Origin of the sequence: Luteimonas sp. 22616 (assembly GCF_052044325.1) — a bacterium.
In the GTDB taxonomy this organism is placed as follows: domain Bacteria; phylum Pseudomonadota; class Gammaproteobacteria; order Xanthomonadales; family Xanthomonadaceae; genus Luteimonas.
Genome location: NZ_JBQEMW010000002.1, coordinates 207554 through 220709 on the forward strand (window position 1 = coordinate 207554; position 13156 = coordinate 220709).

The following is a 13156-nucleotide window of genomic DNA, read 5'->3' on the forward strand; positions in this document are numbered from 1 at the left end:
AGGGAGGGAGCCACTGGAGACCGACATGAAATATCTGTCCCTGATCTGGGCCCAGCTGTTCCGCAGCAAGACCCGCACGTTGCTGACGCTGCTGTCGGTGGTCGCGGCGTTCCTGCTGTTCGGGATGCTCGATTCGGTGCGCGTGGCGTTCAACTCTGGCGGCAGCGTCGAAGGCGCCAACCGCCTGGTGGTCGCTTCGCGGCTGTCGATCACCCAGTCGCTGCCGATCAACCTGCTGCCGCAGATCGAAGCGGTGCCCGGCGTGCGCAAGGTGACCTACGCGATGTGGTTCGGCGGCATCTACCAGGACCCGAAGAACTTCTTCCCCAACTTCTCGGTCGCGCCCAACTTCTTCGACGTGTACAGCGAGTACGAAGTGCCGCCGGACCAGCTCAAGGCATTCCAGGACACCCGCACCGGCGCGATCGTCGGCGAGGCGCTGGCGAAGAAGCACGGTTGGAAGCTCGGTGACACGATCCCGCTGCAGGCCACGATCTTCCCGCGCAACGGCAGCAACGACTGGCCGCTGCAGCTCAAGGCGATCTTCCGCGCCAAGGACCGCAACAACGTCGGCGCCGAGAACCAGCTGATGATGAACTGGAAGTACTTCGACGAGTCCAACGACTACATCAAGAGCCAAGTCAGCTGGTACACGGTGCAGCTGGCCAACGCCAACCAGGCTTCGCGCGTGGCGCGCGCGATCGATGCGCTCTCGGCCAACTCCGACCACGAGACCAAGAGCCAGAGCGAGTCGGCGTTCCAGCAGGCGTTCGCCAAGCAGTTCGCCGACATCGGCCTGATCGTCACCTCGATCATGGGCGCGGTGTTCTTCACCCTGCTGCTGCTCACCGGCAACACCATGGCGCAGGCGGTGCGCGAACGCGTGCCGGAGCTTGCCGTGCTCAAAACCCTGGGCTTCAAGGACGGCACCGTGCTGGTGCTGGTGATGGTGGAATCGGTGCTGCTGGTGGTGCTGGGCGGGCTGATCGGGCTGGGCCTGGCGGCGGTGATCATGCCCGGCGTGGCCGCGGCCAGCGGCGGCATGATCGGGCTGCCGCAGGTGCCGGCGCAGACCTGGGGCCTGGGGCTGGCGCTGATGGTGGCGATCGGCGTGGTGGTGGGCCTGCTGCCCGCGCTGCGCGCCAAGCGGCTGAAGATCGTCGACGCATTGGCGGGGCGCTGACCATGGCCTGCAATCACCCGCGCGGCGCTGTCGCGCAACACGGGACCGTCGCGCAGCGCGCGGCGGCCGGCCAAACGAACCCGAGGTGGCAACCATGAAGAAGCAATGGCTGTGGAACGCGCTCTCGATCCTGCTGCTGCTCGTGGGCCTGGCGGTCTGGATCATGCTGCCGTGGTACGGCGTGCTCGCGGTCGCAGTGCTGCTCGCGCTGTGGCTGCTGCTCACGCGCAGCGGCCGGCTTGCGCTCGCGGCGGCGCGCATCGGCATCGCCAGCCTGCCGCAACGCTGGGGTGCCTCGTCGGTGATCGTGGTCGGGATCGCCGGCGTGGTCGGCGTGCTGGTGGCGATGCTGGCGATGGGCGAAGGTTTCCAGGCCACGCTGGGCAGCACCGGCGACGATGTCTCGTCCATCGTGCTGCGCGGCGGCTCGCAGGCCGAGACCAACTCGGTGATCACCCGCGACCAGGTGCCGCTGGTCAGCAGCCTGGCCGGCATCGCCAGGGACGCCGACGGCCGCCCGCTGGTCTCGCCGGAACTGTCGCAGGTGGTGAACCTGCCCTCGAAGGCCGATGGCACCGACGTCAACGCGCAGTTCCGCGGCGTCGGTGAACTGGCCTGGACGGTGCACGACAAGGTCAGGATCATCGAGGGCCGCAAGTTCAAGCCCGGCCTGCGCGAGATCGTGGCCGGCCAGGGCGCGCGCGGACAGTTCCGCGGCCTGGAGGTGGGCAAGACGCTCGAACTGGGCAACCAGCAGTGGACGGTGGTGGGCGTGTTCGCCTCCGGCGACGCGCACGACTCGGAGCTGTGGACCGACGCCGAGACGCTGGGCTCGACCTACAACCGCAACGCGTTCCAGTCGATCAGCGTGCGCAACGATGGCAAGGCAGGCGTGGCGGCGTTCAAAGCCGCCATGGCCGCCGACCCGCGGCTCAAGCTCGACGTGGAGACCACCCACGATTACTACACCAAGCAGAGCGGCCAGCTGAGCAAGCTGATCAGCATCCTGGGAACGGTGATCGGCGCGATCATGGCGATCGGCGCGGTGTTCGGCGCGCTCAACACGATGTACGCGGCGGTGGCCGGGCGTGCGCGCGAGATCGCGACGATGCGCGCGATCGGCTTCCGCGGCCTGCCGGTGGTGCTGGCGGTGATGCTGGAGACGATGCTGCTGGCGCTGGTCGGCGGCATGCTCGGCGGGCTGGTGGCGTGGGCGATCTTCAACGGCTACAGCGTCAGCACCTTGGGCAACAACTTCAGCCAGGTGGTGTTCCAGTTCAAGGTCTCGCCGGAGCTGCTGTGGACGGGCCTGAAGTGGGCACTGGGCATCGGCCTGGTCGGCGGCCTGTTCCCGGCCCTGCGCGCCGCGCGGCTGCCGGTGACCACGGCCTTGCGCGACGCGTGATGGTTTCGCTGCGCGGCGGCGGCGGCGGAGTCGTTCTGGCATTCGTCGCCTGCCTGGCAGGCGGCTGCACGTCGCTGGGCGAGCGCATCGCGCAGCCGCACAGCGTCGAGTTGTACGATGTCGATACGCTCGGCCAGATGGAATCCACGATCGGAGTCGAACCAGCCCGCTTCCGCACGCCCGACGGAGTCACCCTCGCCTATGGCGTGGTCGCGCCTGCGGCGCGCGATATGACGTACACGATGTCACGTGGCGACGGCAGCATGGAGTTCGCGATCCGTTTCGGCGAGAAGGCCGGAACGGTTCCGACCGCAGGCAGCGTGGTTTTCCTGCACGGCTGGGGATTGGATGCATCCAGCATGCTGCCGTGGGCACTGGCGCTGTCCGAGCTCGGATACCAGGGGATTGCTGTCGACCTGCGCAACCATGGCAACTCATCGCGTGCGCCGGCTGGATTCGGCACCCGCGAAGCACGCGACATCGTCGCCCTCACCGAACACCTGCAGGCCGAGGGCCTGCTGGCATCGCCGGTCTACCTGTTCGGCGTGTCGTACGGCGCAGCCACCGCGCTGTTCGCCGAGCCGATGCTGCGCGAGCGCATCACCGGTATCGTCGCCATGGAAAGCTATGCCAATGCCGGCGACGGCGTGCGCGGCGTCATCGCCGGCGCGCAGGCCGGCCGCGACGACGGCCTGCGCACGTCGCTGATGCGCACCTATGCACGCTGGCGTTACTACGCGCCTGCCATTGAACGTGGTGTGCGCGAAGCGGGCCGGCGACTGGCGCTCGACCTGGATGCGATCGACGTGCGCGCCACGCTTGCCACGACCGCGACCTGCAGCCTGCTGCTGCACGGCGCCGACGACCGCTACGTCCCCGTCGCCGCGGCCCGCTCGCTGGCAGATGCATCGCCGCTCGTGCGCTACCGCGAACTTCCGGACGAAAACCACCTCAGCCTGCCGCTGCGCATCGACTGGCTGGCGCGCCCGATTGCCGGCTGGATGAAGCTGGCCGCGAGCGGCGAATGCGAGCCGCTGCAATTGCCTCCCGATCCGCTTGCCGATGGCGGCCCGTCGCGGTTCGCCGTCAGCGATGCGAACAAGCCGACCGTGGATCCTCACGCCGGACACCCTGTCTCTTCCAGCGGCGCCCCAGCGCCGCCCCGCTCCCCGGATGCCTCCGCACATGAGCACCCAATCCCCCGCTGACATGCGCCCCGCGCAACTCGACACGCTGCTGCACGACCTGCAGAAGCGCGCGTTCGATGTCTACGAGGACGCGGCGCTGCGCGCCGAGGCCAATCCTGCGCAGGCCGACGCGGCGTATGCGCAGGCCGAGGCCGAGGCTGCGCCGTTGATCGCGCAGGCCAAGGCGCTCAACGAGGAGCGCGTACGGCGCATGCGGCGGCGGGCGCGCATGTGGCGCAGAGCGGCGATCGCGGTAGCGATCGCAGGGATTGCAACGCTGGTCTTCTGGTCGCTGACCCGGGGCGCCTCGATACCGTAGGCGCTCGCCGTGAGAGCCTTCAGGCCGGCAGCGGGCGCCGCCGCGCGCGCAGCAGGCCGTCGCCGGCGTAGACCGCCAGCGCGATCCAGATCAGCACGAAGCCGATCGCGCGCTCGGGACCGAAATCCTCGCCCAGCAGCAGCACGCCGCACAATAGCTGCAGGGTCGGCGCGATGTACTGCAGCAGGCCGACCAGCGAAAAGGGAATGCGCCGCACTGCGTCGGCGAAGCCGATCAGCGGCAGCGCGGTCAGTGCGCCGCCGAACACCAGCAGCGCACCGATTTTCCAGCCCCAGCCGGGCGTGTCGCCGATGGGCAGGAATCCACCCTGCCCGTGGCCTTCGCCCCAGAACAGGAGCGCCAGCGCCGGCAGCACCAGGTACAGGCTCTCCACGCCCAGCCCGCGCACCGGCGGCACCGCCACCAGCTTGCGGATCAGTCCGTAGGCGCCGAACGATGCGGCCAGGGTCAGTGCGATCCACGGGAAGCTGCCGTAGTGCAGCGTCAGCCACAGCACGCCGCCGGTCGCGATCGCCACCGACAGCCACTGCGTGCGGTTCAGGCGTTCGTGCAGCACCACCACGCCCAGCACCACGTTGAGCAGCGGATTGATGAAGTAGCCCAGGCTGGTCTCGACCACGTGGCCGGCGTTGACCGCCCAGATGTACAGGCCCCAGTTGAACGCGATCAGGGTTCCGCTCAGCGCCAGCATCCACGCCGCGCGCGGTTGCGCCAGGGTTTCGCGCAGCCAGCCGCGCCCGTACTTGAACAGCAGCCAGCCGGCGACCAGCAGCGCGCTCCAGACGATGCGATGGGCGATGATCTGCAGCGACGGCACCGACTTGAGCAGATGCCAGTACAGCGGCATCACGCCCCACAGCACGAACGAACCGACGGCGACCCAGAGGCCGCGGCGATCGAGCGTCGCCGCCGTCATGCCGACGCCTCGACCGGCTTGGGCGCGCGCGCCTTCGACAGCGTGATCGCGACCACGCCCAGCAGGATCACCACCATCGCGCCGATGTCGTGCGCGTTGAAGCGTTCGGCGGCCAGCCACGCGCCCAGCACCACCGCGATCACCGGGTTGACGTAGGCATAGCTGCCGGCGAGCGTGGCGCGCACGTTGTGCAGCAGCCAGACGTAGGCGGAAAAGGCGACGATCGAGCCGAAGCCGGCCAGGTAGGCGACCGCGAACGAGCCCTTGGCCGAGGGCGCCACGTCGAAACGCTCGCCGAACGCGAAGCCGGCGACCAGCATCATCGCGCCGCCGCACAGCATCTGCGCCGCCGCACCCATGAACGGCGACGGCAGGTCGCGCCCCTTGCTCCAGACCGAACCGAACGCCCAAGCGATCGGCGCGATCAGCAGCGCCACCAGCCCGGTCGGCGAGGCGCCCAGCGAACTGCCGGCGTTGAGCCACAGCACGCCGATGAAGCCGATGCCCAGGCCCAGCCATTCGACGCGATTGGAACGCTGCCCGCGCAGCGTCGCGAACAGGCCGATCCACAGCGGCACCGAGGCCACCGCGACCGCGGCCAGTCCCGACGACACCGACTGCTCGGCGATGCACACCAGGCCATTGCCCAGGCCGAGCAGCAACATGCCCATGAAGGCGCTGTTGCGCCACTGCATCGGCGTCGGCATCGCCACGCCGCGCAGGCGCAGCACCGCGAACAGGATGGCGCCGGCGGCGAGGAAGCGCGTGCCCGCCATCAGCAGCGGCGGCCAGCCGCCCTCGAGCGCGAAGCGGATGCCCAGGTAGGTCGAGCCCCAGATCACGTACACCACCGCCAGCGCGATGGCGACGGCGAGCGCGGAAACGGGCGGCGACACGAGCGGCGGCGAGGCACTCATGGAAAGGATCCGGATCGAGGGGACGTGGGGTGCCGGGACCGCAATCCCGAGCATGGAATTCTACGCCTGCCGCGGCGCCGTGCCGCGCAACGCTGTCTCCCGCATGTGGGCCAATCGTGGCCGCATCCGCGAACACTGACGCCGCAAACCTTGCTCTTGTGGGAGCAGCTTCAGCCGCGAACTTTTTCGTCGCGCCTCTCCCTGCGAAGGCAGGGAGAGGTTGGGAGGGGGTGTCGCAGGCGCTGACGGATTTTCCGGAGAATTTCGCGGGCGCCTACGCAACCCCTCCCCGACCCTCCCCTGCCTTCGCAGGGGAGGGAGAGAAGCTCACGGCTCAAGCCGCTCCCGCAAAGTCGGCGGCGCTTCCAAATACAAACAAAACGGGCGCCGAAGCGCCCGTTCCATGTTCCAGCTGCAATGCAGTTGATCAGTCCGCCCAGTGCCCCTGCACCTTGGCCTCGGGCAGCACCTGTGCCGACAGCACCTCGTCGTTGCCGAGCAGTTGCACGGCGTCGGCGAGGATCGCCGCGGACTCGCGCAGCAGCGGATCGGGCGCATCCTCGGCCGCCTTCTCGCGCGCCGCGTCCTTGGCGACGTTGCGCTCGTTGGCCTGCAGGCCGTCGTCGGCGGCGTCGGCCGCCAGCGGATCCAGCGGCAGGCCCAGCGCCTTGCGCTGTTCCTGGCGCGACTTGCGCTTGGCGTCCTGGCGGTCGCGGTCGGCGCGGCGCTCGGCCTCGTTGAGCGAAACGTACTTCTTCGCCTGCTCGGTGCGGAATTCCTTGACGTCTTCCTCGAACCACTGGAATTCCTTGTCCTGCGCGATGCGCGCGGCGTGGCGCGCCTCGAGCTTGGGCAGCAGCGGCGCGAAGTTGCCGTACTGGGTGTGCGGCACCGCCGCGATCCGCGTCCACGGCAGCGCGTTGTCGTAGGTGCTCTCACCGAACTGCGAAGCGTCGACCATCACCGGGAAGGCGATGTCCGGCACCACGCCCTTGTTCTGCGTGCTGCTGCCGCCGGGCAGGAAGAACTGCGCGATGGTCAGCTTGACCTGGCCATAGCGCTTGCCCTCGTTGCCGGGCCAGCGGTCGAGGTCGACCAGGTTCTGCACCGTGCCCTTGCCGAAGGTGGTCTCGCCGATCACCAGGCCGCGGCCGTAGTCCTGGATCGCACCGGCGAAGATCTCCGACGCCGACGCCGAACCGCGGTTGGTCAGCACCGCCAGCGGGCCGTCCCACGCAACGCCGGCGTCGCGGTCACCCTCGACGCTGACCCGCCCGCCGGACTCGCGCACCTGCACCACCGGGCCCTTGTCGATGAAAAGGCCGGTGAGTTCGATCGCCTCGTTGAGCGAGCCACCGCCGTTGTTGCGCAGGTCCATCACCACGCCGTCGATGCCTTCGACCTTGAACTGCTTGAGCAGGCGCGCCACGTCGCGGGTGGCCGAGGCGTAGTCGTCGCTGTTCTTCCGGCGGCCCTCGAAGTCCTGGTAGAACGCCGGCAGCTTGATCACGCCGATGCGGCGCTCCGGTGCGCCATCGGCCGCCGGCAGCTTGAGGATCTCGGACTTGGCCGCCTGCTCCTCGAGCCGGATCTTGGCGCGGGTGAGCAGGATGCGGTTGGGCTTGCCGTCCATGCCCATCGCCGCCGGGATCACGTCCAGGCGCACCTGCGTGCCCTTCGGGCCCTTGATCTTCTCGACCACGTCGTCGATGCGCCAGCCGATCACGTCTTCCATCTGCCCGTTCGCGCCCTGGCCGACGCCGACGATGCGGTCGCCGGGGGTGAACTTGCCGCTGGTCGCGGCAGGTCCGCCGGCGATGAGCTCGCGGATCACCACCACGTCGTCCTGCTTCTGCAGCTGCGCGCCGATGCCTTCGAGCGACAGCGACATGCTCTGGTTGAAGCGGTCGGCGCTGCGCGGGTCGAAGTAATCGGTGTGCGGGTCGATCGAGGCGGTGTAGGCGTTGAGGAAGCTCTGGAACGCGTCGGTGCCGTCGAGCTGCTGCAGGGTCTTGTCGAGGTTGGCGTAGCGCTTGTCGAGCGTCTTGCGGATGTCGTCGGGCTGCTTGCCGGCCAGCTTCAGGCGCAGCCAGTCGTTGCGCACCGACTGCTTCCACAGCTGCTCGACCTCGGCATCGCTGGCCGCCCACGGCGCGTCCTCGCGATCGTAGTACCAGCGGTCGTTGCCGCTGAAATCGAAGATGTCCTGCTTGAGCAGGCCGCGCGCGTAATCCACGCGCTGGCCCACGCGCTGCTTGAACAGCGAGAAGATCGCGAACGCCGGGTCGAGTTCGCCGGCCTTGACCGCGCGGCCCATGCCGGCCTTGTACGGCGCGAACTTGGCCACGTCCTGCGCGGTGAAGAACATCTTGCCGGCGTCGAGCGACTCGAGATAGCGCTTGAAGATGTCGGCCGACAGGGTGCCGTCCAGCGGCCGCGGCCGGTAGGCGTAGCGGCTGTCGGACAGCAGCCCGTAGACCATCTTCGAAGTGGTGGCCTGGTCGACGCTGGCGGTGGACGGAATCGCGGCGTTGTCGGCGCGCGCCATCAGCACCAGCGGCACCGACAGGGCCAGGGCGATCACGGAGACGGACAGGGTGCGGGACAGATTCATGCGTTCACTCGGGCCGCGCCACGGCCGCTGTTCGGGATGGAGGGAGTCTGGCGTCCTCGATGGACGGCGGGACAGTGCTGAAAGTTGCACCGCCCCGCAAAATCCACTCTAACCGCGGCTGCCGCGCCTTATGTGAACGAAACGTCAGATGCCGCGGAAGCGATCGCCCGCGGCATCGATTCAGGCGGCGACGCCGGCCTCGGCGGCCTGGCGATCGGCGTGGTACGAGGAACGCACCAGCGGCCCGGACGCGACGTGGGTGAAGCCCAGCGACATGCCGTAGACCTCCAGCGCCTTGAATTCCTCCGGCGTCCAGTAGCGCAGCACCGGGTGGTGGTGCGCGCTGGGCTGCAGGTACTGGCCGATGGTGACCATCTCGACGTCGTGCGCGCGCAGGTCGCGCAGCGTCGCCTGCACCTGCTCCATCGTTTCGCCCAGGCCGAGCATGATCCCGGACTTGGTCGGGATGTGCGGATGCTGCTGCTTGAACTTCTGCAGCAGCGTCAGCGACCACTGGTAGTCGGCGCCCGGGCGGACGTTGCGGTACAGGTCCGGCACGGTCTCGATGTTGTGGTTGAACACGTCCGGCGGGTTGGCCGCGAGGATCTCCAGCGCCCGCTCCATGCGGCCCTTGCCGCGGAAGTCCGGGGTGAGGATCTCGATCTTCGTGCCGGGGCTGAACTCGCGGATCGCCGCGATGCAGTCGACGAAGTGCGCCGCGCCGCCGTCGCGCAGGTCATCACGGTCGACGCTGGTGACCACCACGTACTTCAGGCCCATGTCCTTCACCGTCTGCGCCAGGTGCAGCGGCTCGGCCGGGTCCGGCGGCTTCGGCCGGCCATGGGCGACGTCGCAGAAGCTGCAGCGGCGGGTGCAGACCTCGCCGAGGATCATGAAGGTGGCGGTGCCGTGGCCGAAGCACTCGTGGATGTTCGGGCAGCTGGCCTCCTCGCACACCGTGACCAGGCGGTTCTCGCGCAGCTTGGCCTTGAGTTTCTGGACCGCGTTGCCCGACGGGATCCGCACCCGGATCCACGACGGCTTGCGCAGCACCGGCGCATCGGCGAACTGCACCGGCGAGCGCCCGATCTTGTCGCCGGCGACCTGCTTCGCCCCCGCCTCCAGCGCCGGCGCCGGATTGGCCACGACCTGCAGGGGAATCGAACGCGACGGGGAATCGGGCATGGCGGACGCTCAGGCGGCTTGCGTGGAAGGGGAAGGCGCGGCGGCGACGGGTCGCGGGTCTGCGAGGTCGGGCGGCGGGGCCGCCTGCAACGCAAGGCCGAACTGCGCCGCCATGGCGTCGAGCAGCACCGGTTTGACGGCGTCGGGGCTCGACGGGCCGCCCAAGTCTAGCATCGAGGTCACCTGCAGCCCGGCGTAGCCGCAGGGGTTGATGCGGCCGAACGGTTCGAGATCCATCGCCGCGTTGAACGCCAGGCCGTGGAAGGTGCAGCCGCGCCGCACGCGGATGCCGAGCGCGGCGACCTTGGCATCGTTGACGTACACGCCCGGCGCGCCGTCGCGGCGCGCGGCATGGATGTTCCATTCGGCCAGGGTGTCGATCACCGCCTGCTCGATCCGGCACACGTAGTCGCGCACGCCGGTCTTCAGGCGCTTCAGGTCGAGCAGCGGATACACCACGATCTGGCCGGGGCCGTGGTAGGTCACCTGGCCACCGCGGTCGACGTGCAGCACCGGGATGTCGCCGGGCATCAGCACGTGCTCGGGCTTGCCGGCCTGGCCGAGGGTGAACACCGGGTCGTGTTCGACCACCCAGATCTCGTCGATCGAATCGCCATCGCGCAGGTCGGTGAAGCGCTGCATCGCGCGCCAGACCGGTTCGTAGGGCTGGCGACCGAGGTCGCGGACGATGGCCGTGCGCCGGGCTAGAGCGTCCACTTCACTTCCGGGTGCGCGCGCAGGGCTTCGTGCGCGGCCTCGTACTGGGCGCGGTCGTCGGCGCGGAAGCTCAGTTTCACCGAGACGAACTTGCCGCCGCTCGATTCGCGCCACGAGATCGTCTCGTGCAGCACGGCGATGCCGCTGGCGACCAGCAGCTTCGGGATTTCGGTTTCGAGCCCGGCGCTGGCCGGCCCCATCGCGGTGATCTCGAAGGTGCCGGGGAACTGGAAGCCGTGCTCGGGGTTGTCGGACTTGATTTCCATCGCCCGATTATGGGCCCGCCCCTGCCGCAACCCAAGGCAGTTGGCCGGGGTGGCATGCAAACGCTGCTTTCCACGTGTGCCATGGGAACGGCCCACGACGGGCCTTTCCAACACGAGGAACCTCGATCATGGCCCAACACAATCCCTCGCTGGCCGGAGCCATCGCCTGCGCCCTGGCCGTCCTGGCGGCGACCGCCGGCCCCGCGCATGCCGCTACCGCGCAACAGGAGCGCGCGCAGAAGACCGGCGAAATCCCGGTCTGCAGCCGCTCGCTGGGCACCCTTGCCGTGGTCGAACCGCAGGGCACCAACTGGTGGACCGGCCAGCGGCTGGCCTCGCCTGCGGCCCTGATCAAGGTCTTCGTCAGCCGCTCGCGCTGCTTCACCCTGGTCGATCGCGGCATGGGCCTGAAAGCGATGCAGGCCGAACGCGGGCTGGCCGCGGACGGCGAGCTGCGCGGCGGCTCCAACATCGGCAAGGGCCAGATCAAGGCGGCCGACTACGTGATGGTCCCGGACGTGGTGTCGCAGAACAACGACGCCTCGGGCAACAAGATCGGCGGGCTGATCGGCGGCCTGATCGGCGACCGCACCGCGGCAGCCGTGATCGGCGGGATCAACATCAAGCGCAAGAGCGCCGATGTGGTGCTGACGGTGACCGACGCGCGCTCCTCGGAACAGGTGGCGATGTCCGAGGGCCACGCCTCCAAGACCGACCTGGGCTGGAGCGCGGGCGCAGGCGTGTTCCGCGGCGCGGCCCTGGGCGGGGGCGCCACCGGCTACGCCAACACCGAGATCGGCCAGGTGCTGACCCTGGCCTACCTGCAGGCCTACACCGACATGGTCGCGCAACTAGGCGGGTTGCCAGAGAACGCATCGGCCGCCAATGCGCAGCAGGCGGTGACGGTGAGCAAGCCGGCCCGGCTGCTGAAGCAGTCCGACGGCAAGGGCGGCGCGGTGCGCGACCTCGACGTCGGGATGATGCTCTACCCCACCGGCAACAAGGCCGGACTGATGTGGGAAGTCGACGACGAACTGGGCAACCGCGGCTGGGTGAACTCGACGCTGTTCGGGCTGTCGCGCTGACGGGCGCACAAGCGCCCTTGTGAGCGCGGCTTCAGCCGCTCCTGCAACTTGCGCCAACGCAAAGGGCCCGCTCGCGCGGGCCCTTCTTCATTCGCGATGCCGGAACGCGGCGCTCAGGCCGATTCCCACCACATCCAGAAGGCATCCCACAGGCGGCCGAAGAAGCCGGCTTCCTCGACGTCGTCGAGCGCGACCAGCGGCGCGGAGGCGATCGTCTTTCCGCCCAGCGTCACCTTCACCGTGCCGATCTTCTGGCCCTTCTTGATCGGCGCGACCAGGGTCTTGGGCACGTCCATCGTCGGCTTGAGCTGCGCGTACTTGCCGCGCGGGGTGCTGACCAGCAGCGGCCGTGCGACGCCGAGGCGCAGTTCGTCGGCCTTGCCCTTCCAGATCTTCTGCTTGGCCACCGGCTTGCCGGCGTCGTAGAGCTTGTGCGACTCGTAGAAGCGGAAGCCCCAGTTGAGCAGCGCCTGCGCGTCCACCGCGCGCTGGTTTTCGCTGGTGTCGCCCATCACCACCGCAACCAGGCGCTGGTCGCCGCGCTTGGCCGAGGCCATCAGGCAGTAGCCCGCGGCAGAGGTGTGGCCGGTCTTGATGCCGTCGACGGTCGAATCGCGCCACAGCAGCAGGTTGCGGTTGCGCTGGGTGATCGGACCGACAGTGAATTCCTTGATCTTGTTGTAGCCGTAGGCCTCGGGGAAATCGCGGGCCAGCGCGCGGCCGAGCAGGGCCAGGTCGTGCGCGCTCGAGTAGTGGTTCTCGGCGGTCAGGCCGGTGGCGTTGGCGAAGTGGGTGTTCTTCAGGCCGAGCTTGTTCGCATAGGCATTCATCAGCTGCGCGAACGCGGCCTCGCTGCCGGCGGCGTGCTCAGCCAGCGCGATCGCCGCATCGTTGCCCGACTGCACCACCATGCCCTTTTCCATGTCGACCAGCTTGGCGGTCTTGTTGACCTCGAAGCCGCTGTAGCTGCCGTCGGTGCCCGCACCGCCGGTGCGCCACGCGTTCTCGCTCATCAACACCTGGTCGTCGCGTCCGATCTTGCCGGCCTTCATCTCGGCGGCCAGCACGTAGGAGGTCATCACCTTGGTGATGCTGGCCGGCTCCACCCGCAGGTCGACGTTTTCGCCGGCCAGCACCTGGCCGTTGGCGGCATCGAGCAGCACCCACGATTTGGACTGCTTGGGCGCGGGCGCCGGCGGGACCGGCAGGCTGTCGCTGAGCGCCGCGGACGGCGCGGCGGGTTCTGGCGCGGGGGTCTGGGCTGCGGCAAAACCGACGGCGGACGTGAACAGGGCGACGAGCAAGGCGCGACGCGCGGTCTGGGTGACATTCATCGACAAC

Annotated in this window: 12 protein-coding genes; 5 read left to right on the forward strand and 7 right to left on the reverse strand. The window is 68.9% G+C overall.

Going from position 1 to position 13156, the window contains the following annotated elements; all coding sequences use genetic code 11:
- Positions 1 to 25: 25 nt before the first annotated feature.
- The 4 genes from ACTJIL_RS13335 (at position 26) to ACTJIL_RS13350 (ending at position 4094) form a co-directional block, all read left to right on the forward strand.
- Positions 26 to 1183 (forward strand): ABC transporter permease, encoded by a 1158-nt coding sequence (locus ACTJIL_RS13335; RefSeq protein ID WP_440756105.1) that lies wholly within the window; start codon positions 26 to 28, stop codon positions 1181 to 1183.
- 94 nt (positions 1184 to 1277) lie between these two features.
- Positions 1278 to 2588, forward strand: a complete 1311-nt coding sequence (locus ACTJIL_RS13340; RefSeq protein ID WP_440756106.1) for an ABC transporter permease — start codon at positions 1278 to 1280, stop codon at positions 2586 to 2588.
- A complete protein-coding gene (locus ACTJIL_RS13345; protein WP_440756626.1) occupies positions 2588 to 3796 on the forward strand; it encodes an alpha/beta fold hydrolase in 1209 nt (402 codons plus the stop codon). Before ACTJIL_RS13340 ends, ACTJIL_RS13345 begins: the two co-directional genes overlap by 1 nt.
- Entirely contained in the window at positions 3774 to 4094 is a 321-nt protein-coding gene (locus tag ACTJIL_RS13350) for a hypothetical protein (protein ID WP_440756107.1), read from the forward strand. The genes ACTJIL_RS13345 and ACTJIL_RS13350 overlap by 23 nt, the downstream gene beginning before the upstream one ends.
- Positions 4095 to 4113: 19 nt before the next feature.
- Here ACTJIL_RS13350 and rarD read toward each other — a convergent pair whose 3' ends face one another.
- The 6 genes from rarD to ACTJIL_RS13380 form a co-directional block, all read right to left on the reverse strand.
- A complete protein-coding gene (gene rarD, locus ACTJIL_RS13355) occupies positions 4114 to 5031 on the reverse strand; it encodes an EamA family transporter RarD (RefSeq protein WP_440756108.1) in 918 nt (305 codons plus the stop codon).
- A complete protein-coding gene (gene yedA / locus ACTJIL_RS13360) occupies positions 5028 to 5948 on the reverse strand; it encodes a drug/metabolite exporter YedA (protein WP_440756109.1) in 921 nt (306 codons plus the stop codon). The genes rarD and yedA overlap by 4 nt, the downstream gene beginning before the upstream one ends.
- Before the next feature lie 427 nt (positions 5949 to 6375).
- On the reverse strand, positions 6376 to 8562 hold the full coding sequence (locus ACTJIL_RS13365; protein WP_440756110.1) for a carboxy terminal-processing peptidase: 2187 nt from the start codon (positions 8560 to 8562) through the stop codon (positions 6376 to 6378).
- Between the two features lie 180 nt (positions 8563 to 8742).
- A complete protein-coding gene (gene lipA / locus ACTJIL_RS13370; RefSeq protein WP_440756111.1) occupies positions 8743 to 9747 on the reverse strand; it encodes a lipoyl synthase in 1005 nt (334 codons plus the stop codon).
- Positions 9748 to 9756: 9 nt separating this feature from the next.
- Entirely contained in the window at positions 9757 to 10464 is a 708-nt protein-coding gene (gene lipB / locus ACTJIL_RS13375; RefSeq protein WP_440756112.1) for a lipoyl(octanoyl) transferase LipB, read from the reverse strand.
- Positions 10452 to 10730, reverse strand: coding sequence for a DUF493 family protein (locus tag ACTJIL_RS13380; protein ID WP_440756113.1), 279 nt, complete (start codon positions 10728 to 10730; stop codon positions 10452 to 10454). Before ACTJIL_RS13380 ends, lipB begins: the two co-directional genes overlap by 13 nt.
- A 128-nt stretch (positions 10731 to 10858) precedes the next feature.
- On the opposite strand from ACTJIL_RS13380, the gene ACTJIL_RS13385 reads away from it, so the two are divergent.
- Positions 10859 to 11815 carry a CsgG/HfaB family protein gene (locus tag ACTJIL_RS13385; RefSeq protein WP_440756114.1) on the forward strand — a complete coding sequence of 319 codons (957 nt, stop codon included), beginning with the start codon at positions 10859 to 10861 and terminating at the stop codon, positions 11813 to 11815.
- Between the two features lie 113 nt (positions 11816 to 11928).
- On the opposite strand, the gene ACTJIL_RS13390 is transcribed toward ACTJIL_RS13385, so the two are convergent.
- Positions 11929 to 13149, reverse strand: a complete 1221-nt coding sequence (locus ACTJIL_RS13390) for a D-alanyl-D-alanine carboxypeptidase family protein (RefSeq protein ID WP_440756115.1) — start codon at positions 13147 to 13149, stop codon at positions 11929 to 11931.
- Positions 13150 to 13156: the final 7 nt, after the last annotated feature.

What these genes read in the sequence shown, in the direction of transcription:
- ACTJIL_RS13335 (WP_440756105.1), top strand. Translation starts at nt 26, where the DNA reads ATGAAATATCTGTCCCTGATCTGGGCCCAGCTGTTCCGCAGCAAGACC.
- ACTJIL_RS13340 (WP_440756106.1), top strand. Translation starts at nt 1,278, where the DNA reads ATGAAGAAGCAATGGCTGTGGAACGCGCTCTCGATCCTGCTGCTGCTC.
- ACTJIL_RS13345 (WP_440756626.1), top strand. Translation starts at nt 2,588, where the DNA reads ATGGTTTCGCTGCGCGGCGGCGGCGGCGGAGTCGTTCTGGCATTCGTC.
- ACTJIL_RS13350 (WP_440756107.1), top strand. Translation starts at nt 3,774, where the DNA reads ATGAGCACCCAATCCCCCGCTGACATGCGCCCCGCGCAACTCGACACG.
- rarD (WP_440756108.1), bottom strand. Translation starts at nt 5,031, where the DNA reads ATGACGGCGGCGACGCTCGATCGCCGCGGCCTCTGGGTCGCCGTCGGT.
- yedA (WP_440756109.1), bottom strand. Translation starts at nt 5,948, where the DNA reads ATGAGTGCCTCGCCGCCGCTCGTGTCGCCGCCCGTTTCCGCGCTCGCC.
- ACTJIL_RS13365 (WP_440756110.1), bottom strand. Translation starts at nt 8,562, where the DNA reads ATGAATCTGTCCCGCACCCTGTCCGTCTCCGTGATCGCCCTGGCCCTG.
- lipA (WP_440756111.1), bottom strand. Translation starts at nt 9,747, where the DNA reads ATGCCCGATTCCCCGTCGCGTTCGATTCCCCTGCAGGTCGTGGCCAAT.
- ACTJIL_RS13380 (WP_440756113.1), bottom strand. Translation starts at nt 10,730, where the DNA reads ATGGAAATCAAGTCCGACAACCCCGAGCACGGCTTCCAGTTCCCCGGC.
- ACTJIL_RS13385 (WP_440756114.1), top strand. Translation starts at nt 10,859, where the DNA reads ATGGCCCAACACAATCCCTCGCTGGCCGGAGCCATCGCCTGCGCCCTG.
- ACTJIL_RS13390 (WP_440756115.1), bottom strand. Translation starts at nt 13,149, where the DNA reads ATGAATGTCACCCAGACCGCGCGTCGCGCCTTGCTCGTCGCCCTGTTC.